The sequence below is a fragment of the Delftia sp. WSY_12 genome (assembly GCF_043104645.1).
GTDB classification, from domain to species: domain Bacteria; phylum Pseudomonadota; class Gammaproteobacteria; order Burkholderiales; family Burkholderiaceae_C; genus Comamonas; species Comamonas tsuruhatensis.
The window spans coordinates 233,766-254,486 of the sequence record NZ_JBICKW010000022.1; the positions used below are offsets into that span (position 1 = coordinate 233,766).

The following is a 20,721-nucleotide window of genomic DNA, read 5'->3' on the forward strand; positions in this document are numbered from 1 at the left end:
TCTACGGCGTTTCCGAATACCCCTTGGGCCATCCCCCCGGCCGGTCGCAACACTCCTCCCAGCCCAGCTTGCGCGAGGTGTGGCCTATTCCGGGGTTGAAGGTGTTGGTGGGGTCCAGCTCACGGTAGAAGCCTGCCAGCGCGGGCTTGGCCACGTACAAGTGGCCCACGTTGTGTTCGGCCGGGTACTCGGCGCGGCGCGCGTCCAGCAGTTCCCACATGCGGTGCTCCATGGCCAGCGGGTCCACGCCCTTCTTGACGATGTAGTCCTGGTGGAAGACATGGCAGAAGAAGTGGCCGTAGTAGAGCTTGTGGACCATGTCGCGCTCGACCTCGGCGGGCAGTTGCTCCACCCATTCACGGTCGTTGCGGCGCAGGGCGACGTCCAGCGCCACGATGTCCTCCACCTGGGCGCGGTGCACCTCGCGGTAGCGGATGGCCGCGCCCGCGATGGCGAAGCGGTGCAGGAAGGCCTTGCGCCCCTCGTCGGCATCGCACTCGAACCAGCCGCCCGTGGTGCTGCCGCTGAAGTGCCGCGTGAGGAATTCACGCGTGGCCTCGGCCGTGTCGTTGGACACGCGCACCAGCAGGTGGTGCTCATAGCGGTCGCGCCACTGGCGCATGCGCGCGGGCAGGTGGCTGGGCAGCAGGTTGGTCAGCGCCTGGATCACGCGGTCGGTGACGCCGCGCAGGCCGAAGCGTTCGAAGAAGCCGTCCATGCGGCTCTTGAGGGCGAAGGCGGCCGGCACCCTGGCCGTGCCGAAGCGGTCGATCAGCAGGAAGGTGTCCTTGCCGTATTTCTCGCCGATGTCGTAGGCCGTGCGGTGGATGTACTCGCCGGCGATCGGCAGGCGCGGCAGCGCGGTCAGCAGCTCGCGGCGCACGGCCGTGAGGTCGTCGGGCGCATTGCTGCCTATATAGAAGACGGTGCTGGGCTCCTTGGGGAAGGTGTCCAGCCGCACGGCGAACAGGCACAGCTTGCCGGCCGAGCCCGAGGCCTCGAACAGGCGCGAGGGGTCGGCATTGAAGCGCGCGGGCGTGTCCTCGTCCACGGCGCGCACGGCATCGGCATAGCGCGGGTCGGAGGCGGCGCGCTGCGCATCGTGGGCGATGTCGGACTCGGTGTAGTCGCCGTTTTGCAGCCGCGTGAGGATTTCCTCGGGCGTGCGGCCCAGGGCGATGCCCAGGTGGTTGACGAGTTCCAGCGAGCCGTCGCCGCACACGCGCGCGTACAGCGCCAGTTCGGTATAGGCCGGGCCGCGCCGCACCAGGGCGCCGCCCGAGTTGTTGCAGATGCCGCCCAGCACCGAGGCGCCGATGCACGACGAGCCGATCACCGAATGCGGCTCGCGCCCCAGCGGCGCCAGCGCCTGCTCCAGCCGGTCCAGCGTGGCGCCGGGCAGGCAGACCACCTGGGCGCCGCCGCCAATGACCTGCACGCCGGTGATGCGCAAGGTGTTGATGAGCACGATCTCGCGGTCGTAGTCCGCGCCGTCGGGCGTGGAGCCGCCCGTCAGGCCCGTGTTGGCGGCCTGCATGATGACGATGCGCCCGGCCGCCACGGCGGCCTGCACCACCTTCCACTGCTCCAGCAGCGTCGCGGGCCGCACCACGGCCAGCACCGGGCCCTCGCCCGTGCGGTGGCCCTTGCGGAAGCGGCGCGTGGCCTGGTCGTCGGTGAGCACATGGGCCGCGCCCACGGCCTGGCGCAGCTGCTGCAGCAGGGTTTCGCGGGACACCTGGGGCATGGCGGAGATGGACGGCGCGCTCATGCTTCGCGCACCAGCAGGTCACCGGTGATGTCTGCCACCTTGCTGACGCTGGTCAGCGTCATGGCCACGCGCATCTCCTTTTCCAGCAGCTCCAGCAGGTGCTTGACGCCGGCCTCGCCGGCAGCGGCCAGCGCGTAGATGAAAGCGCGGCCGATCATGGCGCAGTCGGCGCCCAGGGCGATGGCGCGCACCACGTCCAGGCCGTTGCGGATGCCGGAGTCGGCCAGGATCTTGATCTGGCCCTTGACCGCATCGGCAATGGCCGGCAGCGCGCGGGCCGAGGACAGCACGCCGTCGAGCTGGCGGCCGCCATGGTTGGAGACGATGATGCCGTCGGCGCCAAAGCGCACGGCGTCCTTGGCGTCCTCGGGGTCCAGGATGCCCTTGATGACCATGGGCCCCTTCCAGAAGGCGCGTATCCATTCGAGGTCCTTCCAGGAAATGGAGGGATCGAAGTTGGCGCCCAGCCAGCCGATGTAGTCGGCCAGGCCCGTGGGGCTGCCCCGGTAGGCCGAGATGTTGCCCAGGTCATGCGGGCGGCCCAGCAGGCCCACGTCCATGGACCAGGCCGGATGCGTGACCGACTGCCAGTAGCGGCGCATGGCGGCATTCGGGCCGCTCATGCCCGAATGCGCATCGCGGTAGCGCGCGCCGGGCACGGGCATGTCCACGGTGAAGACCAGGGTGGAGCAGCCGGCCGCCTGGGCACGCTCCAGCGCGTTCTGCATGAAGCCCCGGTCCTTGAGCACATAGAGCTGGAACCACATGGGGCGCTTGATCTTGGGCGCCACCTCTTCGATGGGGCAGACCGAGACCGTGGACATGGTGAACGGAATGCCATGGGCGTCGGCTGCGCGCGCGGCCTGCACTTCGCCGCGGCGGCGGTACATGCCCGTCAGGCCCACGGGCGACAGCGCCACGGGGATGGACAGCTTCTCGCCGAACAGCTCGATGCTGGTGTCCAGCCGGCTCATGTCCTTGAGCACGCGCTGACGCAGCGCCACGGCGGCCATGTCCTCGACATTGCGGCGCAGCGTCTGCTCGGCATAGGCGCCGCCGTCGATGTAGTGGAACAGGAAAGGCGGCAGGCGCTTTTGCGCCGCCGCACGGTAGTCGGAGGTGGAGGAGATGATCATGATGGGTGTCTCATGTCTTTCGTATCAGGTCTGAAGTGGGCAGCAGCGCGGGCGCGGCGTCCAGAGGCAGCCGCATGGAGCGCTCGCGCCGCGCGCGGTCCTCGTCCAGGCGCTGGATGGTGGTGCGCACATGCTCCAGGTGCTCGCCGATGCATTCGCGGGCGCGCTGCGGGTCGCCGTCCAGGATGGCCTGCATGAGGCTCTGGTGCTGCACGGTCAGCTCCTGCAGGGTCTGGGGCGCGCTCAGGCGGAACATGTCGTGGCGGTTGCGTTCCACCGTGGACAGCACCACGGTGAACAGGCTGTGCATGACCTGCACCAGCACCAGGTTGTGCGAAGCCTCCGCAATGGCCAGGTGGAACTGCGCGTCGGCGCGCGCCGCCAGCTCGGCGTGGCCGCTTTGCTGGTGCTGGATCATCACCTCGAAGCAGCGCTGGATATGGTCCTTGTCCTGCGGCGTGGCGCGCTGGGCGGCCAGCCAGGCCGTGCTGGTCTCCAGCGCGTGGCGGGTTTCCAGCACGTCGTAGCGGTAGTGGGAGTCGGACTCCATCAGGCCGGCCAGCGGCCGCATGGCGTCCTTGAGCCAGTCCGCAGGCTCGGCAGCCGGCGCCGGCTCCTGCAGGTAGGTGCCATCGCCGCGCCGCGCCACCAGCACGCCCTGGCTGGTGAGTTTCTGTATCGCCTCGCGCACCGAGGTGCGCGAGACGCCCAGCTCGGCCGCCAGTTGCCGCTCCGCGGGCAGCCGCTGTCCGGGCTGCACTCCGCTGGCCTGCACCAGGGCAAGCAATTTCTCGACAACTTGATCGGCAACGCGCATGGGGATTCTCAGAATTGGTTTTCAGTGATTCACGGCGCTATGCGCCAGCCTCATCGCATGAAACCCGCACTGCCCAAGCCAGGGACACCGAGCAAGGGCCGCCCCGCCGCGAGGGTGTCGTCCCCCTCCCCCGCGAAGCGGGTAGAGAGGGGGAAGGCGCGCAGCGACTCAGGGGGTGTTTCATGTCAATACCCCGGAATCATCCACGTAAACACATAGGCTTGCAGCGTGGTGATCACCCCGATGATCACGGCAAACATCAGGCTGTGCTTGACCGTGAAGCGGAACAGGTCCGACTCGCGGCCTGCCAGGCCCACGGCCGCGCAGGCAATGGCGATGGACTGGGGCGAGATCATCTTGCCCGTCACGCCGCCCGTGGTGTTGGCCGCCACCGTGAGCACCTGGGGCAGGCCCAGCTGCTGCGCCGTCGTGGCCTGCAGCGCGGCGAACAGCGCGTTGGCCGAAGTGTCCGAGCCCGTGAGGAACACGCCGATCCAGCCCAGGAAGGGCGAGAAGAACGTGAACGCCTGGCCCGTGTGCGCCAGCGCCAGGGCCAGCGTGGCCGACAGGCCCGAGTAGTTGGCCACGAAGGCGAAGGCCAGCACCATGCCGATGGAGTAGATCGGCACGGCCAGTTCCCTGAAGGTCTCACCCAGCGTGGCCACGGCCTTGGCGGGCGACAGCCGCGTGAAGGTGATGGTGATCAGCGCCGCGATCAGGATGGCCGTGCCGGTGGCCAGCAGCCAGTTGAAGGTGTAGACCGCGCCGTAGGGCGCAGCTGCGGCCACGACGGGCGGCGTCTTCTCCACCAGGTTGTGCAGGAAGGGCACGGGGATGTTGATGACGGTGGAGGCCAGCGGGCCGCCTGCGGCGAACAGCGCCTTGAAGGGCTTGATGCTCCAGATCGTCACCATGGCCGTGAGGATGATGAAGGGCGACCAGGCCTTGATGACGGCGCCTGCTGTCAGCGGCGCACCGGAGGTGATGGCCGGTGCTGCAACTGCCGCAGCCTTGCCGCCCTCGCCTTCCGTGTCGAAACGGAAGATGCGCTTGGGTTGCCAGACCTTGAGGAACAGCGTCAGCGCCACCAGCGAGACGATGGCCGAGGTGATGTCCGGCAGCTCGGGGCCGATGTAGTTGGCGGTGAGGAACTGCACCACGGCGAAGGAGCCGCCGCCCACCAGCACCGCAGGCCAGGTTTCCTTGACGCCGCGCCAGCCGTCCATGATGGCCATCAGCCAGAACAGCACGAGCACGGTCATGAAGGGCAACTGGCGGCCGGCCATCTGGCCGATGGCGAATGCATCCACGCCCGAGACCTGCCCTGCCACGATGATGGGAATGCCCATGGCGCCGAAGGCCACGGGCGCCGTGTTGGCGATCAGGCACAGCCCGGCCGCGTACAGCGGCTTGAAGCCCAGGCCCACCAGCAGCGCGGCAGTGATGGCCACGGGCGCGCCGAAGCCGGCCGCGCCCTCCAGGAAGGCGCCGAAGCAAAAGCCCACCAGGATGAGCTGCAGCCGCTGGTCGGGAGTGACCGACAGGATGGACGAGCGGATCACGTCGAACTGCCCCGTCTTGACCGAGATCTTGTAGAGGAACACGGCCGCCACGATGATCCAGGCGATGGGCCACAGGCCGTAGAAGAAGCCGTACACGGCCGAGGCCAGTGCCGCGCTCACGGGCATCTTGTAGAACAGCAGCGCCACGCCCAGCGCCAGCGCCACGGTGACGGTGCCAGCCTGGTAGCCCTTGAGACGGAACCTGGTCAGCGCCAGGAAGAAAAAGATGATGGGAATCAGCGCGATCAGCGCCGAGATCCAGATGTTCCCGGCGGGATCGTAGTTCTGCTGCCAGATGGTTTGCATGACCGTGTCTCTAGATGATGGGGAGGGCGCGGTAAGCGCCCCTTGTCGGCCACTCCCTCTCGTTGCAGCGTTGGCACGCGGTGCGATCCGCACTGGATGTCTGCTGGATGGCTGCAACGGTGACCGGGAGTGTTCCCCGCGCTGGCGCCTTGTGGGCCATTGGCAAATTGGTCCAACCAATTAAACCAAAATTCAGACCATTGCGCGAAGTGGTGCGATTCTCAGAGCTTTCAAGTGGACAGATGAACAGGGTAAACACCTAAAAGAGTGCAGATAATGCACCAGGATATTTATTGGTCATACCAATAATGGATATTTTGGTGCAACGCATGTTCAAGTCCCCGACCAAGCAAGGTCCCAGGCGGTGCACAAACGCAGCGCACGCGGGAAAAAGATCGGCGGCCGCGCTGTGCCGGCAGGTCCGGCGCTCAAGCCTGACGCTCCCCAACGGAAAAGCCCGCTCCCTACAATGCAGCCTCAGCGGTCGGTGTACCGCCCTTGTACCTTCGGCGCCCGTGTCAACCCCGGGCGCCTTATTAAACCGCCGTGTATCCGGACGGCGGTGGCTGATTGAACGGAGCCCATCCATGAACCACATTCCTGCGCGCCGCTCGGCGCTGCGCCAGGCGGCTGCCTGCGTGCTGGCCGCCTCCACCCTGTCCAGCCTGCCTGCGCTGGCCGCCGAACCCTCCGTGCTGCGCGTCTCGGCCATCCCGGATGAAGCTCCCACCGAGCTGCAGCGCAAGTTCGAGCCGCTGGGCAAGTACCTCTCGGCACAGACCGGCATGAAGGTGGTGTTCACGCCCGTGACCGACTACGCCGCCGTGGTCGAGTCGCTGGCCACGCGCAAGCTGGACCTGGCCTGGCTGGGCGGCTTCACCTTCGTGCAGGCCAAGATCCGCACCAACGGCACGGCCATCCCCATCGTGCAGCGCGAGGAAGACGCCAGGTTCATCTCCAAGTTCATCACGGCCAACCCCGCCATCAAGACCCTGGCCGACCTCAAGGGCAAGAGCTTTGCCTTTGGCGCGCCCTCGTCCACCTCGGGCAGCCTGATGCCGCGCTTTTTCCTGCAGCAGGACGGCATCAACCCCGAGAAGGACTTCAAGACCGTGGCCTTCTCCGGCGCGCATGACGCCACCGTGGCCTTCGTGGCCGCAGGCAAGGCCGAGGCCGGCGTGCTCAACGCATCGGTCTGGGACAAGCTGGTGGAGACCAAGAAGGTCGATACCAGCAAGGTGCGCGTGTTCGCCACCACGCCGCCCTACTTCGACTACAACTGGACCGTGCGCGGCGACCTGGACCCGGCCCTGGTCAAGAAGCTGACCGACGCCTTCCTGGCGCTGGACCCGGCCAAGCCAGAGCACAAGGCCATCCTGGAGCTGCAGCGTGCCGCGCGCTTCATTCCCACCCAGGCCTCGAACTACGAAGGCATCGAGGCCGCCGCCAAGTCGGCCGGCCTGCTCAAGTAAGCCGCGGCAGGCGCAATCCATGAGCTTTGAACTGCAAGGCGTGGGCCTGACCCACGCCGGCGGCGGCATTGCGCTGCGCGGCGTGACGCTGGCCGCACGCCAGGGCGAGGCCATTGCGCTGATCGGCCCCTCGGGCGCGGGCAAGACCACGCTGCTGTCCGTCATCGGTACGGCGCTGGCGCCCAGCGAGGGCCGGCGCAGCGTGCTGGGCAACGAGGTGCCTGCGTCCAGCGCGGGCGCCCCGCGGCTGCTGCGCGCGCGCATCGGCACGGTGCACCAGGCGCCACCCATACCGCCGCGCCAGCGCGTGGTCACGGCGGTGCTGGCCGGGCGCCTGGGCCGGTGGCCGGCGTGGAAGGCGCTGGCCTCGCTGCTGTACCCACAGGACACCGCTGGCGCGCGCGAGGCCCTGGCCCGCGTGCAGCTGGCAGACAAGCTGTTCGCGCGCTGCGACCAGCTCTCTGGCGGGCAGTTGCAGCGCGTGGGCATTGCCCGCGTGCTCTACCAGCAGGCCGAGCTCATCCTGGCCGACGAGCCCGTGGCCGCGCTGGACCCGGCCCTGGCCCTATCCACCGTGCAACTGCTGGTGCACGAAGCCGCAGCGCGCGGCGCCACCCTGGTGGCCAGCCTGCATGCCGTGGACCTGGCGCTGGCCTGCTTTGCGCGCATCGTGGGCATCCGCGATGGCGCCATCGCCTTCGACCTGCCGGCGGCTGAAGTCACGCAGGAACACCTGCGTGCGCTGTATGGGTCCGAGCATCCTGGCGATGATCCCTCCGGCCCTGCGTGGACACCCGCGCCCGCCGCCTTTGCCGCACCGCTGTCCGCATCCGCATGCCGTTGAGTTCCGATCTGCACGCGCTGCGTGACCCCGCCGCGCCCCGCCGCCTCGGCGCCCTGGTGCTGGCCGCCGTCGTGCTGTGGCCGCTGTTCCAGGGCGCGGGCTTCAGCCTGGGCGCGCTGTTCGATCCCGGCAACCTGCAGGTCATAGGCCGCTTTCTGGCCACGTTTCTTCCGCCCGAGACCGGGCGCGACTTCCTCGGCTACCTGGGCCGCGCCACGCTGGAGACCCTGGCCATTGCCACGGCCGGCATGGCCCTGGCCTTTGTGCTGGCCGTGCCGCTGGCCTACCTGGTCACGGGCGCCGCGCGCGAGCGGCGGGCGCTCAACCCCGTCACGCGCGGCCTGCTCACCATCCTGCGCGGCGTGCCCGAACTGGTCTGGGCCCTGGTCTTCGTGCGCGTCTTCGGCCTGGGGCCGGCCGCTGGCGTGCTGGCCCTGGGCCTGACCTATGGCGGCATGCTGGCCAAGGTCTATGCGGAAATCCTGGAATCGGCCGACCCCGCACCCGCGCGTGCCCTGGCGCAGGCCGGCGCGCGCCGGCCGCTGGCCATGCTGTACGGCCTGCTGCCCCAGGCCGCGCGCGAGCTGACCTCGTACACCGTCTACCGCTGGGAGTGCGCCATACGCGCCTCGGTGGTCATGGGCTTTGTGGGCGCGGGCGGCCTGGGCCAGCTCATGGACCAGGCCATGAAGATGCTCAACGGCGGCGAGGCCTCCACCATCTTGCTGACCTTCATGCTGCTGGTCTGGGGTGCCGACCTGCTCTCGCGCGGCCTGCGCCGCGCGCTGGACACGCCACCCGCCGCACGCGCCAGCGCCTGGGGCTGGCGCAGCGCCCTCACCTGCGCCGCCCTGGCGCTGGGCGTGGCCGCCAGCTTTGCCATGCTGGAGATGGACCTGCCCTCGCTGTTCACCGGCGCGGCGGGCCGGTCCATGCTGGAATTCGTCATCAGCTTCTTCCCGCCCGACACCAGCGCCGAATGGCTGCGCAAGGTGGCCGTGGGCGTGTGGGAGACGCTGGCCATTTCCGTGGTCGGCACCCTGCTGGCGGCCGTGCTGGGCCTGCTGCTGGCGCTGCCGCGCTGGCGCGCCCCCTGGAGCCTGGTGCTCAACGTGCTGCGCTCCGTGCCCGAGCTGGTCTGGGCCACCATCACCGCCCTGGCCGTGGGCCTGGGCCCGTTCGCAGGCGCGCTGGCGCTGGCGCTGCACACGGCCGGCGTGCTGGGGCGCCTGTATGCCGAGGCCCTGCAGAACCAGCCCGCCGCCCCCACCCAAGCGCTGCGCCTGTCCGGCAGCGGCCGTGCCATGGCCTTCCTCTACGCGACGCTGCCCGGTGCCGCGCCGCAGTTGCTGGCCTATACGCTGTACCGCTGGGAGATGAACATCCGCATGGCCGCCATCCTGGGCTTCGTGGGCGCGGGCGGGCTGGGGCAGCTGCTGTACTTCGAGCTGTCGCTGTTCCACTATGCCCAGGCCAGCACCGTCATCATCGCCATGCTGGCGCTGTCCGTGGCCGTGGACTGGGCCAGCGCGGCGCTGCGAAGGCGCATGGGTTAGGTGGCGGGGGCCGCGGCGCCGTCACCCTCCACCTCGACCAGGTAGTCGATCAGCGCCCGCAGCTTCAGCGGCACATGGCGCGTGGGCGCATAGACCGCATGCACCACGCGCGGCGCGTACTTGCCGCACAGCGCCCAGCCCGGCAGCACGGGCGCCAGCTGCCCGGCCTGCAGCGCCGCCTGCGCCGCAAAGTCCGCTACCACGCCGATGCCCTGCCCCTGCTGCAGCGCCTGGATGATGCCCAGGCTGCTGGCAATGGTGATGGGCGTATTCACCAGCAGACGCGTAGCGGGCGCAGCCGGCTGGTGCCCAGCGCGCTGCGGACGCAATTCGACCTCGTTCTGGAACTGGCCGTAGCCCAGGCTGATGAAGGGATGCGCCAGCAACTGCTCGGGCGCACCGATGGCCTCATGCCGCGCCAGGTAGCCGGGCGTGGAGACCAGCACATAGCGGATGGTCTTGAGCGGCCGCGCCACCAGCCCCGGCGCGATCTGGCCCGGCATGCTGATGCGCAGGCCCAGGTCCAGCCCCTCGGCCACCAGGTCCACCATGCGGTCCGTCATGTCCACCTGCACCTGTACCTCGGGCCAGCGCGCGCAAAAGCCCGGCAGCAGTGGTGACAGCCAGAGATCGCCCAGCACGGCCGGCGCGCTGATCTTCAGCAGTCCGCGCGGCTGCTGGCGCAGCTGGCCGGCCAGCGCCTGCACGGCCTGGGCATCCTCCACCAGCCGCAGGCAGGCCTGATGGATCTCTGCCCCCGCCTCGGTCAGCGACAGCGAGCGCGTGGTGCGCTGCAGCAGCCGCAGCCCGAAGTGCGCCTCCAGCCGCCCCACGCTGCGGCTCACGGCCGAGGTCGTCAGCCCCAATTGCCGGGCCGCGCCCGCAAAGCTCTGGTGCTCCACCACGCGGGCGAAGACCAGCATTTCATCCAGGGGCATGGCGGTATCGGGCAAGGCGCTACTCCGGTATTTGTTGCATGGCAGGCAATATTAATTTGAATGACTGGTGGATTGTTGATTGATTGAAGGGTCCGCAAGATACGGCCATGCGCTCCATACCGAAGCGCGCCCAGGAATCGACACCATGTCCCACAGCCCCAGCCTCACCTCTGCAACATCACCCACAAGGCCCCGAACCAGCCAGGGCGGCACCTGGCGCATGCTGCTGGCCATGGCGCTGTCGGGCACCATCGGCCTGCTCGTCGTGGAAAGCGCGCTGCCGCCGCTGCTGGTCGTATTCGCCCGGTGCGTGCTGGGCGCACTGGGCCTGGGCCTGTGGCTGGCCTGGCGGCGCGAATGGGTCGCCCCTCAAGGCCGTGAATGGCTGTGGCTGGCCGGCGGCGGCATCGCCCTGGTATTGAACTGGGTCGCCCTGTTCAGCGCCTACCACTACAGCTCCATCGCCGTGGCCACCGTGGTCTACCACGTGCAGCCCTTCATGCTGCTGGCTCTTTCGGCGCTGCAGGGCGAGCCCGTTGAACGCCGCAAGCTGCCCTGGCTGCTGCTGGCCCTGTTGGGGGTGGCGCTGAGCAGCGGCCTGGTCGGGCTGGATGGCGTGGATGCATCGCATGCTGGAACAGGCGCCTGGATAGGCGTCGCCCTGGCCCTGCTGGCCGCCGCTCTCTACGCAGGCACCACGGTCGCCACGCGCCGCCTGGGCCACATGCCCTCGGCCCAGATCGCCATGCTGCAGATGCTGGCGGGCGGACTGGTGCTGAGCCTGTGGGCCCTGCCGCTGCTCACCCATATCGCCGCAGCCAGCCCTCAATTGCTGTCAGCGCGCGCCGCCTCCATGGTGCTGACCCTGGGACTGGTCCATACGGCCTTCATGTACACGGTGATGTATGCCGCATTCCAGCGGCTACCGGCGCCCGCCATTGCGGCACTGTCCTTCGTCTACCCCGCCATGGCCTTGCTGGTGGACCTGGCCTGGTTTGGCGCCGTGCCGTCGGCGGCGCAGTGGGTCGGGATGGGCTGCATCCTTGTCGCAGTCGTGGGCCATCGCGCAGGCATTGCATTGCGTCGCCATTGAGCCCCTGTGAATTCCGGGGATTTCCGGAATTCATACATCCTTCATGAACTCCACTCAATTGTTTCAATATATTTCCAACAAAGAGGTGCACAGTACATTTCGAATTATTTTTATCCCTTCCGCCCGTATGCTCTCCCGGCTTTCCGCCATTCGCATTCATTCAGCCGGAATACAGAGGGAGAAATAATTGGCCACTATCGAAAAAGGATTGATGGTAGACAAAAGCGTCGAAGTCAAGACCTATCCGTCCATAGAGCACGGCGCCTTGCTGTCCGTCACCTCCATCGTGCTGCACCGCACTGACTCGTCCACGGCCGCCAGCGTGCTCAATGCCTACAAGAGCGGCCAGAAGACGGGGGCGCACTTTCTGATCGAGAAGGACGGCAAGATCTACCAGACGGCCAGCCTTGAGCGCATCTGCTGGCATGTGGGAATTCTTCAGCCGCGCTGCGTCAACGAGAGCACCTGCGATCCCACGGAACTCAAGAACATCAATGCCCTGCTGCACCAAAAGGGCCTGAGCTTCAGCAAGCGGGCCAAGAATGTGTCATCGCACGAGAACACAAAGGCCTATCCGTTGCGTTATCCGGCCAACAGCGACTCCGTGGGCATCGAGGTGGTGGGCCGCTTCCTGCCATCGACCAAGGATTACGAGGCGCCCACCCAATCGCAGCTGTTCCAGACCAAATGGCTGACCCAGCAATTGGTGGACCACTACAAGCTCAAGCTGCTGTCCGATGTCTACTCCCACGGCGCCATTGCCCGCAAGGAAGCGACCGAAGGCGCCCAATTGCTGCGCTACATCTTCACGGGAGCCTGAGCCATGCCATCCAGCCAGCTTTTCAACAATCCCTCTCGCAGCCTGCGCATTGCCGCCTGGGCTGCCGTGATGCTGTGCCTGCATGCGCCGTTGCAAGCCTCATCTACTTCCGCATCCACGCCCAAACACGCGGCCAAGGCGGCACCCATTTCCGTCATCGGCCCGGTCACCCGTTCCGTAGGCTCGGGCGAGACCATGGGCTGCGAGAAAGTCAGCTTGGACGCCGCCGACGTGGCCCGCTATTTCGCGACGGCAAGGCAAGTCTCGGCTGGCAGCTTCCACGAGGAATCCATCATCCTGCCCTGCAGTTTCAGCGGACGGCTGCTGCGCTCGGGCAAGGTCTATGAATGGAACATCAACGCCGCCGGCGCCGGCTACCTGCGCAGTGAAGATGGTGAACAGGACCTGCGCTACCTGTGCCGCAAGGCCTGCGAGAAGGCATTGCCGCAGTTGACGGGGCTTTGACCTGTTGTTCAGACATTGTCTGCACGGGCGTCTTATCGCTCCCATTGAGTGGTGCCACATCCTCCTGTCAAACACAGCGGATACGATGGCGCCTCCCACAATATTCCCAACAGACCATGGAACGACTGATTTCCCAAGGAATGCATGCCTTCAGCCAGGGCGACCACGCGCGAATGCATGCGCTATGGTCTGGCACCACGGTTTTCAGCCATCTGGACAATGAAGCGATTGCCAGCCTCTTGACCAGCATTCAGGCCACTGCCGAATCAGGCCAGGGTAGCGAATGGTCATGGCTGATGCTGTGCCTGGTGTATCTCGATTCCAGTGACCAATTCACCGAGGACCGCGGTATGGCATTGCGCCAGGTCGGCGAATGGGCGCAGCGCGCACTGGCAATGTCACCAGGCAATGCCTATGGACACCGCTATTTGGGCAGTGCCCACTATTGGCTGGACGAACCCGAGCCCGCGCTGGCCGCCTACCGCAAGTCTCATGCCTTGCAGCCCCAGGTGGACTTGCAAGCCCGCATTTTCGAGATGGAGCATGCCGTGCCCTGGCGCAGCATCTTTTCCTATCCCGAGTTGGCTGATAGCCCGGCGGCACCCGACTACTACACGGCCGGCGTGACCGTGGGCAAGTGGAAGCGCCCCGACACGGATGCAGCGGCCCTGCAGGAAATCGAGCGCCTGCAGACCACACTCTACGAACGCTGTCTGGAGCGCTTCGCCAGCGCCGGCACGCCGGCAAACGGCCAGGAGGCCGCGCCCGCCGCGCTGGACATCCACACCTATGCCATGTGCTGCAACAACCTGGGCGTGCTGTACAACGCGCAGGAACAGTACGAGCAGGCGGCCGCCGTCCTCGAAGCCGGGCTGCAGCAGACCTGTTTCCGGGCCCTGCTGGAAAACCTGCGCCATGCCTATCGGCAACTGGGGAACCGCAAGCAAGCCACCGACCTGTCCCTGCTGCTGATGGAGGACTACGCGCTTGATACCGGCCTGTATCTGGACTGCGCGCAGACCGCATGCGCCTATCTCAACGAGACCAGCCACCACCAGGACGTCCTCGACATCGTGGCCGAAGCCGAGCGCCGCTATGCGCAGCTTTCGCCGCAGCAACAGCAAGCGCCATGGGAAGTTCGCAGCATGAGCTTCGTTCATGCGCACAAGGTCACCGCCCTCAGGGCCCTGGGCCAGCTCAAGGCCTCGCACCTTCAGCCTGAATTGGTCGAGATCGCCCTGCGCCACGATCCGGACGACGCCCAACTGCTCGGCATACGCGCCCACATGCAGGGAGCCCGGCAGCAGGTGGGTGGAAAAGGCCGATTCTGGTCGCGCCTGTTCGGCTGAACCACACCGGGCGACCGGGCCACCAAGAGATGTAGGGCACCCAAGATGCTGGCAACCCTCAAAAGACTCCCAGCGCCAGCCCGGCCCCCATCGCCTCCCCCAACGCCCGGCACTGCTCCAGCTCAGCTGCGGCAATCTGCTTGGGCGCCAGGATGGCTTCGGTGGTCTGGGCGTGGGTGCAGATGATCAGGGGCTCGGCCACGGGCTTGAGGCGCCAGCCGGTGGCGATGCGGGCGATCTGGCGGGCCGCATTCTGGCCGTCGCTGCCGGCGCAGATGAGGCTGGCATAGGGCCGGCCGTTGATGCGGTCCAGCGCCGCGTAGTAGCTGCGGTCGAAGAAGTCCTTGAGCTGGCCGCTGATGGCGGCCAGGTTTTCCGGGGTGGCGAAGAGGTAGCCGTCGGCGGACAGCACATCGTCCGGGCCGGCCTCGCAGGCGTGCAGCAGGCGCACCTGCACGCCCTGACCTTCGGCCGCTGCGCCGTCGCGCGCGGCCTCGGCCATCTGGCGGGTGCCGCCGGTCATGGAGTGGTAGACGATCAGCAGGGTCTTGCTTGCGTTCATGCCTCAAGCATAGAGCGCGGCCCGCCCAGCCACCGCGCCGACCTCAGAAATCCATCGATGCCGACACCACGAAGGTGCGCGGAATCATCGGCGAGACAGCGCCCCAGGACGTGACACCGGCCCAGGCCTTGCGGTCGGCCACGTTCTGCACCGTGGCGCGCAGCGTGGTCTTGCGGCCTGCGATGCGGGTGGCGTAGCGCAGGCCCAGGTCGGTGCGTGTCCAACCCGGGATGCGCAGGCGGTTGGCCTGGTCCACGAACTGGGCGCCGGTGTAGGCAAGGTCGCCGACCAGGGTCAAGCCTTCCGCGGCGGGCACATCCCATTCCACGCCCAGGTTGGCCAGCAGGCGCGAAGTGCCGATGGGCCGGTTGCCCACCAGCGCAGGCGTGGCCGAGCGCGTGATCTCGGGCTTGAGCCAGGTCACGCCACCGAGCAGGCGCAGGCCGCGCGCGGCCTCGCCGTAGGCATACAGCTCCATGCCCAGGTTGCGCTGCTCGCCGTTGGTCTTGTAGACGCCCTGATCCAGGCCGCCACTGGGTTTTTCAATGCTGAACAGGGCGGCCGTGGCCATGAAGCTGCCGAAGTCGTACTTGCTGCCCACTTCGTACTGGCGGCTCTTGTAGGGGCGCAACACCTCGCCGTAGTTGCTGGCGGCGGGCGGGGCGATGTCGCCCTTGCTCAGGCCTTCGATGTAGTTGGCGTAGAGGCTCCAGTTGGGCGCCTGGCGCCAGACCACGCCCACGGCGGGCGTGGTCACGCTCTCGTCGTAGACATTGGCGGTGCCGCCTGTGAGCACGTTGTAGTTGGTGGACTTGATGGCCTGGTGGCGCAGGCCCAGCGACAGTTGCAGCCGGTCCTGCAGCAGCGAGAGCGTATCCACCAGGGCCAGGCTGGTGTTGCGGTTGTCATGAATGCGCGGAATGGCCGAAGGCCGCGCAATGCTTTGCGGCGCATGGGCAACAGGCGCATAGATGTTGGACGCCACCGCCGAGCCCGCCTGCAGCGCACGATGGAAATCCTCGCGGTAGCTGGCCAGCTGCAGCGTGACCGAATGCTTGACACCGGCCAGCGCAAAGCGCGAGCGCAGGCCAGCGTCGATGGTGCTGCGGTCCACGTCGAACACCGCATAGGTGGGCGTGATGCTGGTGGCACCCGCCGCACTGGTCAGGCGCGGGGCGGAGTCATAGATGCGGTCCACATTGGCGCGCGACTGGCCGATGTTGGCGAACAGCGTGAGCTGCTGCGTGAGGTCCAGCTCGGTGCGCAGCAGCACGGCGCGCTCGCGATTCCTGGACCATTCCCAGGGCTGGGTCACGTTGAGTGTGCCGTCGGGCGCAGCAGGCATGGAGGAGAGCCCCGTGGGCATGATGGGCCGGCCCACGCCGTCGATGCGCTCGTCCTGCGAGAGCAGGTCCAACGTGGCGCGGAAGCGCTCCACCTCGTAGTCCAGCGCCACGGCCAGCACATGGCCGTCGGTGCTTTGATGGTCCATGGACGTATCGCCGCCGTACTTGCTGGCGTTCACACGGATGCCGTACTGGGCCTCGTCGCCAAAGCGCCGGCCCACGTCGGCATGGGCACGCCAGAGGCTGTCCGAAGTCCAGCCCGTGGTCAGCCGCGCCACATCTTCATTGGCGCGCTTGGGAGCGATGTTGATCACGCCGCCCACCGAGCCGTTGGGCGACATGCCGAACAGCAGCGCGCCCGGCCCCTTGACCACCTCGATACGGTCCACGTACTCGGTGCGCACGCGGTAGTTGGGGGCAATGCCGTAGATGCCGTCAAAGGCGATCTCGCCCGAGTTGCCCTCCCAGATCGGAAAGCCCCGGATATAGAGGTTGTCCACGTTGCCGCCCGGCAGCACGGTGTAGCGCACGGAAGGGTCGCGGTTCACCGCCTCGGCAATGGTGCCGGCCTGCTGGTTGCGCACGGCCTCGGACGTGTAGCTGGTGGTGCTGAACGGCGCCTGCATGTTGCCGGTATTGCCCAGCACGCCCAGGCGCACGCCCTTGGCCACCTGCCCGCCGGCGTAGGGTGCGGGCAGCAGGCTCACATACTGGTCACCGGCCGTCACGGTGATCTCGGACAGGCGGTGTGCATTCTCAGGCGCGTTGGCCGCAGCGGGAAGCAGCGTCAGCGTGCCGCCCTCGATGCGCCCCTGCAGGCCGCTGCCCTGCAGCAATGCCGCCAGGCCCTGGCGCACATCGTGGCTGCCGTTGAGCGCCGGGGCCTGCCGGCCCTGCACCAGTTCGGAGGAGTAGGTGAGCTGCAGCCCCGCCTGGCGCGCAAACAGGCTCAGCGCCTGGGCCAGCGGCTGGGCCGGCACGTCGAAGGACACCGATTGCGCGGCGGCCAACTGCAGTTGCAGGCCCAGCACCAGGCCTGCACATGCATGAAAAACCGCTGTGCGGCGGAGGCGGAATCGGAATCGGGAGGACTTGGGAGCGGACATAAGGACTTTCTGGAAGACAGGCTCATTGCGAATCGCCGGCTCAGGCAGGGCGCCCGGCCTTTCATATGCAAATACGAGTCACTCCCAAAAACCCTGAAAAAAACCTCACGGCTCCGCGCGCCCGCCGCGCCGCGCAATCCGCAGGCCGCCGTCGTCCAGCACGCTGACCTGAACTGGCGCGAACTGCGGCAGCCCGCGCAACCATCGCTCGGTCTGGGCAATGCGCACATGGCCGCTGATGGCCAGTTGCGCCGCGCCCTCCTCCACCACCAGTCGGCGCCGCGTGTAGCGGCCCAGACGGTGGACGACGCGGCCCAGCGGTTCCTGCTCGAAGACCAGCTCGCCCTCGCGCCAGGCCGCGGGCCGTTGCTGGAGCTGCGGCTGCCAGGCAGCGCCGTCGGCATCTCCTGCCCCGCCGTCCAGGGGAATGCGCAGCGACTGGCTGTCCTGCAGCAACTGGCTGCGTCCGGTGGCCGCATGCTCCACCCGCACCTGGCCCGACTCCACCTGCACGCGCACCGCATCGGGCTCCAGTTCCACGCCAAAGCGCGTGCCCAGCACGGTCACGCGCAGGGGGCCGGCCTCCACCACAAAGGGCCGTGCCGCATCGCGGGCCACGGCAAAGAAGGCAGCGCCTTCCAGCAGCTGTGCCTGTCGCAGGTCGGCACGGTAGGTCAGCGCCACGCGGCTGGCGGCGTCCACGCGCAGCACGCTGCCATCGGGCAGCTCCAGGCTGCGCTGCACGCCCGTGGCGCTGGCCAGTTCACCTTGCCACAGCACGCGGCGGCTCCACATCTGCCAGGCGGGCCAGGCCGCGCAGGCCATGCCGGCCACGCCCAGCAGTGCGCCAAGGGCACGCCGCCGCCGCTTTCTGGAAGAGGCCTGCAAGCCCGCATCCACCCCGCCGCGCCAGCGCAGCAAGGCGGCTTCCAGGCAGGCATCGGCCTGCATCAGGTCACGCTCCACGGTGTTCAGGGAGACCTGCAGGCGCCGGGCGATGTCGGCCTGCCGCTCGCCATGCAGGCGGTGGGCCAGCAAGGCGGCCTGCATGCGCTCGGGCAGGTCTGCAATCGTGCGCTCCACCACAGCCAGTGCCTGCCGGTACATGGCTCGGTCGGCCACATCGCCTTCGGCCTCGGGCTGCAATTGCGCCCAGTCGTCCATGCAGCGCTGCTGCGCACCGCGCTGGCGCAGCCTGTCTATCGCCAGATGCTTGGCCGTGGCAAACAGGTAGGCCCGCGCGGCTTCGAGCGTGGGCGAGCTGCCATCGGGCAGCTGCGGCGGCGCATCGGCCAGGCGCAGCCAGGTTTCCTGGGCCAGCTCCTGCGCCTCATCACGGCTGCCGGTCTTGCCGGCCAGATAGGACACCAGTTGCTGCTGGCAGGCACAGAAAAGCTGGTGCCAGCGCGCAGCGGTCCAAGAAGCGGAAGGGGTGGGCATGGCCGGGGGGAGGTGATGAATCGATAACGAGAATGACTATCATTCTAATTTTGTTTGATCCAGGCTGGCTCGGCGGACTGGCCATCGAAGGCAAACTGTCCACCCGTCAACATCCGGACCACATGCCCATGATCTTCCTGGCGATCACGTCTACCGGCTTGGCACAGGCACTTCGCGCCGCCACCGAAAACGACTCCGTCTGGTGCGGCAGCGATGCGATTTCCGAAGCCGACTACGCCGCCCGACAATGGCCCAACCTCAGCCGCTTTGCCTACTCACTGGAGGACCGCGTTTTGATCGACGATGCCGTGTCCACCATTGAGGAACACCATCCGGGGCAGACGGTCTGGGTCGAGGCCACGGCCGTGCGGTAGCGAAGTCTCGGCCCCGCTACCACTTCAACGCCGCCACCCGCAGCGCATCCACCGCCATATCGATGAACGCCCGCACCCGGTGCGCGGCATGCCGCCCTTCCCTGTGCACTACATGAATCGGCAGCGGTGGCCGCTCGAAGGACTCCAGCACCAGGCGCAGTGCGCCCTCCTGCACGGGCTTGGCGATCTGGTAGAGCGGCAGGCGCGTGATGCCTTGCCCGGCCAGGGCGCAGTCTGCCGCAGCCTCGTTGGTCATGGACATGAGGCGCGGCTGCAGGCGCACGGCCAGTGCCTTGTCGCCTTCGAGAAACCGCCATTCGGGCGTGGAGGTGAGGCCGGATGCGGTGATAGTGGTGTGCTGCGCAAGCTCCTCGGGCCGCTGGGGCACGCCGTGGCTGGCCAGGTATGCGGGCGAGGCGCACAGCACCTGCCGCACGCTGCCCACGCGGATGGCCTGCAGCGAGGAGTCGGGCAGCTCGCCGATGCGCACGGCCACGTCCACGCCCTCGTCCACCAGGCTGACCACGCGGTCCACAAACCAGCAGTTGACGTCCACCTCGGGAAACCGGCCCAGGTAGTCGTGCACCACGGGCAGCACGTGCATGCGCCCGAAATTGACCGGCGCCGTGAGCGTGAGCCGGCCGCGCGGTGCGGCATGGGCGCTTGCGGCATGCTCGTCGGCCTCTTCCAGCTCGGCCAGGATGCGGCGGCAGCTGTCGGCGTAGGCCGTGCCGGCCTCGGTCACGCGCACGAAGCGTGTGGTGCGCGTGAGCAGGCGCACGCCCAGGCGCTCCTCCAGGTCGGAGACGGCCCGCGTCACCACCGAGGGCGAGACCTTGAGCCGCCGTGCGGCCGAGGCGAAGCCGCCCGTGTCCACCACCGCGAGAAATGCCGTCATGGACTGGAAGCGATCCATCTGTGCCTGCCTTGTCTTTGTCGTGTGTCTGCCCGGCTGCGAGCGGCCCGCGCAGGCCTGCCCAGGTTGGCGCCGGCGCTTTGTTCGCGTTCCGGCAAGAGTGACTTGCCGCCGCCAGGGATTCTAAAGATGCGGGCGGGGAAGGAGGATACGTCCCGTGGCACCGACAACCGGCGCCTTCACCAACCCAAAGGAACCGCAATGAAGCTCTACCACTTCCCCTTGTCCGGCCACGCCCACCGCGCCCGCCTCTTCCTCGGCCTGCTGGGCGTGGAGCATGAGCTGGTCCATGTGGACCTGGCCAACGGCGCGCAGAAGAAGCCCGAATTCCTGGCGCTGAACCCGCTGGGCCAGGTGCCGGTGCTGGACGACAACGGCACGGTGATTGCCGACTCCAACGCCATCCTGGTCTACCTGGCGCGCAAGCTGGACCGCCAGGACTGGATGCCCCTGGGCGCCCGGGCCGAGGCCGAGATCCAGAAATGGCTGAGCATCGCCGCCGGCCCCATTGCCTTCGGCCCGGCGGCGGCCCGGCTGGTCACGGTGTTCAAGGCCTCCTTCCAGGCCGAGGAAGTGATAGCCCGCGCCCACGCCATCCTCGGCAAGATCGAGGCGCAATTGACCACCCGCCCCTTCCTCACCGGCAACACGCCCACGATTGCCGACGTGGCCCTGTACAGCTACATCGCCAGCGCGCCCGAGGGCAATGTGGACCTGCAACCCTACCGCGAAGTGCGCGCCTGGCTGGGCCGCATCGAGGCGCTGCCGGGCTTCGTGGCATTCGCCCAGACACCGGCGGGCCTGCGGGCCTGAGCGCCTGAGCCACACCTCCCCTGAAACCCCGGCAA

At 67.7% G+C, this 20,721-nt stretch carries 18 protein-coding genes; 9 read left to right on the plus strand and 9 right to left on the minus strand.

Annotated features, from left to right (window positions below; all coding sequences use genetic code 11):
* Window position 1 precedes the first annotated feature (1 nt).
* The 4 genes from dld to lldP all read right to left on the minus strand — a co-directional run bounded on the left by dld (window position 2) and on the right by lldP (window position 5,592).
* Complete coding sequence (gene dld / locus ACF8LI_RS13425; RefSeq protein ID WP_392413031.1) at window positions 2–1,771, minus strand: D-lactate dehydrogenase; 1,770 nt, start codon at window positions 1,769–1,771, stop codon at window positions 2–4.
* On the minus strand, window positions 1,768–2,907 hold the full coding sequence (lldD, locus tag ACF8LI_RS13430; protein ID WP_016452885.1) for an FMN-dependent L-lactate dehydrogenase LldD: 1,140 nt from the start codon (window positions 2,905–2,907) through the stop codon (window positions 1,768–1,770). Before lldD ends, dld begins: the two co-directional genes overlap by 4 nt.
* 10 nt (window positions 2,908–2,917) lie before the next feature.
* Entirely contained in the window at window positions 2,918–3,724 is an 807-nt protein-coding gene (gene lldR / locus ACF8LI_RS13435) for a transcriptional regulator LldR (protein WP_016446781.1), read from the minus strand.
* 185 nt (window positions 3,725–3,909) lie between these two features.
* Entirely contained in the window at window positions 3,910–5,592 is a 1,683-nt protein-coding gene (gene lldP, locus ACF8LI_RS13440) for an L-lactate permease (RefSeq protein WP_192367802.1), read from the minus strand.
* Window positions 5,593–6,179: 587 nt separating this feature from the next.
* Here lldP and ACF8LI_RS13445 point away from each other — a divergent pair.
* From ACF8LI_RS13445 to ACF8LI_RS13455, 3 genes are read left to right on the plus strand one after another with little or no spacing between them, the layout of a single operon-like run.
* Window positions 6,180–7,064, plus strand: a complete 885-nt coding sequence (locus ACF8LI_RS13445; protein ID WP_392413033.1) for a putative selenate ABC transporter substrate-binding protein — start codon at window positions 6,180–6,182, stop codon at window positions 7,062–7,064.
* 19 nt (window positions 7,065–7,083) lie between these two features.
* Window positions 7,084–7,908 (plus strand): phosphonate ABC transporter ATP-binding protein, encoded by an 825-nt coding sequence (locus tag ACF8LI_RS13450; protein ID WP_392413035.1) that lies wholly within the window; start codon window positions 7,084–7,086, stop codon window positions 7,906–7,908.
* The gene (locus ACF8LI_RS13455) at window positions 7,899–9,464 is read left to right on the plus strand and encodes an ABC transporter permease (protein ID WP_016446777.1); all 1,566 of its coding nucleotides are present in this window, start codon (window positions 7,899–7,901) and stop codon (window positions 9,462–9,464) included. The genes ACF8LI_RS13450 and ACF8LI_RS13455 overlap by 10 nt, the downstream gene beginning before the upstream one ends.
* On the opposite strand, the gene ACF8LI_RS13460 is transcribed toward ACF8LI_RS13455, so the two are convergent.
* Entirely contained in the window at window positions 9,461–10,402 is a 942-nt protein-coding gene (locus tag ACF8LI_RS13460; RefSeq protein WP_252651799.1) for a LysR family transcriptional regulator, read from the minus strand. The two genes, ACF8LI_RS13455 and ACF8LI_RS13460, sit on opposite strands and share 4 nt — an antisense overlap.
* Window positions 10,403–10,547: 145 nt before the next feature.
* On the opposite strand from ACF8LI_RS13460, the gene ACF8LI_RS13465 reads away from it, so the two are divergent.
* From ACF8LI_RS13465 to ACF8LI_RS13480, 4 genes are all read left to right on the plus strand, one after another.
* Window positions 10,548–11,495, plus strand: a complete 948-nt coding sequence (locus tag ACF8LI_RS13465; RefSeq protein ID WP_392413037.1) for a DMT family transporter — start codon at window positions 10,548–10,550, stop codon at window positions 11,493–11,495.
* A 211-nt stretch (window positions 11,496–11,706) separates the two neighbouring features.
* Entirely contained in the window at window positions 11,707–12,315 is a 609-nt protein-coding gene (locus tag ACF8LI_RS13470; RefSeq protein WP_016446773.1) for a peptidoglycan recognition family protein, read from the plus strand.
* Window positions 12,316–12,318: 3 nt separating this feature from the next.
* On the plus strand, window positions 12,319–12,780 hold the full coding sequence (locus tag ACF8LI_RS13475; protein WP_392413039.1) for a hypothetical protein: 462 nt from the start codon (window positions 12,319–12,321) through the stop codon (window positions 12,778–12,780).
* 350 nt (window positions 12,781–13,130) lie between these two features.
* Window positions 13,131–14,129 carry a hypothetical protein gene (locus ACF8LI_RS13480; protein WP_392413041.1) on the plus strand — a complete coding sequence of 333 codons (999 nt, stop codon included), beginning with the start codon at window positions 13,131–13,133 and terminating at the stop codon, window positions 14,127–14,129.
* A 58-nt stretch (window positions 14,130–14,187) separates the two neighbouring features.
* Here the strand turns inward: ACF8LI_RS13480 and ACF8LI_RS13485 are convergent, their stop codons facing one another.
* The 3 genes from ACF8LI_RS13485 to ACF8LI_RS13495 form a co-directional block, all read right to left on the minus strand.
* Window positions 14,188–14,691, minus strand: a complete 504-nt coding sequence (locus ACF8LI_RS13485) for a flavodoxin family protein (RefSeq protein WP_017405227.1) — start codon at window positions 14,689–14,691, stop codon at window positions 14,188–14,190.
* A gap of 43 nt (window positions 14,692–14,734) precedes the next feature.
* Complete coding sequence (locus ACF8LI_RS13490) at window positions 14,735–17,068, minus strand: TonB-dependent receptor (protein ID WP_267178359.1); 2,334 nt, start codon at window positions 17,066–17,068, stop codon at window positions 14,735–14,737.
* 180 nt (window positions 17,069–17,248) lie between these two features.
* The gene (locus ACF8LI_RS13495) at window positions 17,249–18,583 is read right to left on the minus strand and encodes a sigma-70 family RNA polymerase sigma factor (RefSeq protein WP_016452896.1); all 1,335 of its coding nucleotides are present in this window, start codon (window positions 18,581–18,583) and stop codon (window positions 17,249–17,251) included.
* Between the two features lie 32 nt (window positions 18,584–18,615).
* Between ACF8LI_RS13495 and ACF8LI_RS13500 the strand changes: the two genes are divergently transcribed.
* Window positions 18,616–18,957 (plus strand): hypothetical protein, encoded by a 342-nt coding sequence (locus tag ACF8LI_RS13500; protein ID WP_392413043.1) that lies wholly within the window; start codon window positions 18,616–18,618, stop codon window positions 18,955–18,957.
* Between the two features lie 16 nt (window positions 18,958–18,973).
* On the opposite strand, the gene ACF8LI_RS13505 is transcribed toward ACF8LI_RS13500, so the two are convergent.
* Window positions 18,974–19,873, minus strand: coding sequence for a LysR family transcriptional regulator (locus ACF8LI_RS13505; protein ID WP_392413045.1), 900 nt, complete (start codon window positions 19,871–19,873; stop codon window positions 18,974–18,976).
* A 201-nt stretch (window positions 19,874–20,074) separates the two neighbouring features.
* On the opposite strand from ACF8LI_RS13505, the gene ACF8LI_RS13510 reads away from it, so the two are divergent.
* Window positions 20,075–20,686, plus strand: a complete 612-nt coding sequence (locus tag ACF8LI_RS13510; protein WP_392413047.1) for a glutathione S-transferase family protein — start codon at window positions 20,075–20,077, stop codon at window positions 20,684–20,686.
* Window positions 20,687–20,721: the final 35 nt, after the last annotated feature.

Excerpts from the sequence above, each read along its gene's own strand:
- dld (WP_392413031.1), bottom strand. The coding sequence starts at position 1,771 with ATGAGCGCGCCGTCCATCTCCGCCATGCCCCAGGTGTCCCGCGAAACC.
- lldD (WP_016452885.1), bottom strand. The coding sequence starts at position 2,907 with ATGATCATCTCCTCCACCTCCGACTACCGTGCGGCGGCGCAAAAGCGC.
- lldR (WP_016446781.1), bottom strand. The coding sequence starts at position 3,724 with ATGCGCGTTGCCGATCAAGTTGTCGAGAAATTGCTTGCCCTGGTGCAG.
- lldP (WP_192367802.1), bottom strand. The coding sequence starts at position 5,592 with ATGCAAACCATCTGGCAGCAGAACTACGATCCCGCCGGGAACATCTGG.
- ACF8LI_RS13445 (WP_392413033.1), top strand. The coding sequence starts at position 6,180 with ATGAACCACATTCCTGCGCGCCGCTCGGCGCTGCGCCAGGCGGCTGCC.
- ACF8LI_RS13450 (WP_392413035.1), top strand. The coding sequence starts at position 7,084 with ATGAGCTTTGAACTGCAAGGCGTGGGCCTGACCCACGCCGGCGGCGGC.
- ACF8LI_RS13455 (WP_016446777.1), top strand. The coding sequence starts at position 7,899 with ATGCCGTTGAGTTCCGATCTGCACGCGCTGCGTGACCCCGCCGCGCCC.
- ACF8LI_RS13460 (WP_252651799.1), bottom strand. The coding sequence starts at position 10,402 with ATGCCCCTGGATGAAATGCTGGTCTTCGCCCGCGTGGTGGAGCACCAG.
- ACF8LI_RS13465 (WP_392413037.1), top strand. The coding sequence starts at position 10,548 with ATGTCCCACAGCCCCAGCCTCACCTCTGCAACATCACCCACAAGGCCC.
- ACF8LI_RS13470 (WP_016446773.1), top strand. The coding sequence starts at position 11,707 with ATGGTAGACAAAAGCGTCGAAGTCAAGACCTATCCGTCCATAGAGCAC.
- ACF8LI_RS13475 (WP_392413039.1), top strand. The coding sequence starts at position 12,319 with ATGCCATCCAGCCAGCTTTTCAACAATCCCTCTCGCAGCCTGCGCATT.
- ACF8LI_RS13480 (WP_392413041.1), top strand. The coding sequence starts at position 13,131 with ATGGCATTGCGCCAGGTCGGCGAATGGGCGCAGCGCGCACTGGCAATG.
- ACF8LI_RS13485 (WP_017405227.1), bottom strand. The coding sequence starts at position 14,691 with ATGAACGCAAGCAAGACCCTGCTGATCGTCTACCACTCCATGACCGGC.
- ACF8LI_RS13495 (WP_016452896.1), bottom strand. The coding sequence starts at position 18,583 with ATGCCCACCCCTTCCGCTTCTTGGACCGCTGCGCGCTGGCACCAGCTT.
- ACF8LI_RS13500 (WP_392413043.1), top strand. The coding sequence starts at position 18,616 with ATGACTATCATTCTAATTTTGTTTGATCCAGGCTGGCTCGGCGGACTG.
- ACF8LI_RS13505 (WP_392413045.1), bottom strand. The coding sequence starts at position 19,873 with ATGGATCGCTTCCAGTCCATGACGGCATTTCTCGCGGTGGTGGACACG.
- ACF8LI_RS13510 (WP_392413047.1), top strand. The coding sequence starts at position 20,075 with ATGAAGCTCTACCACTTCCCCTTGTCCGGCCACGCCCACCGCGCCCGC.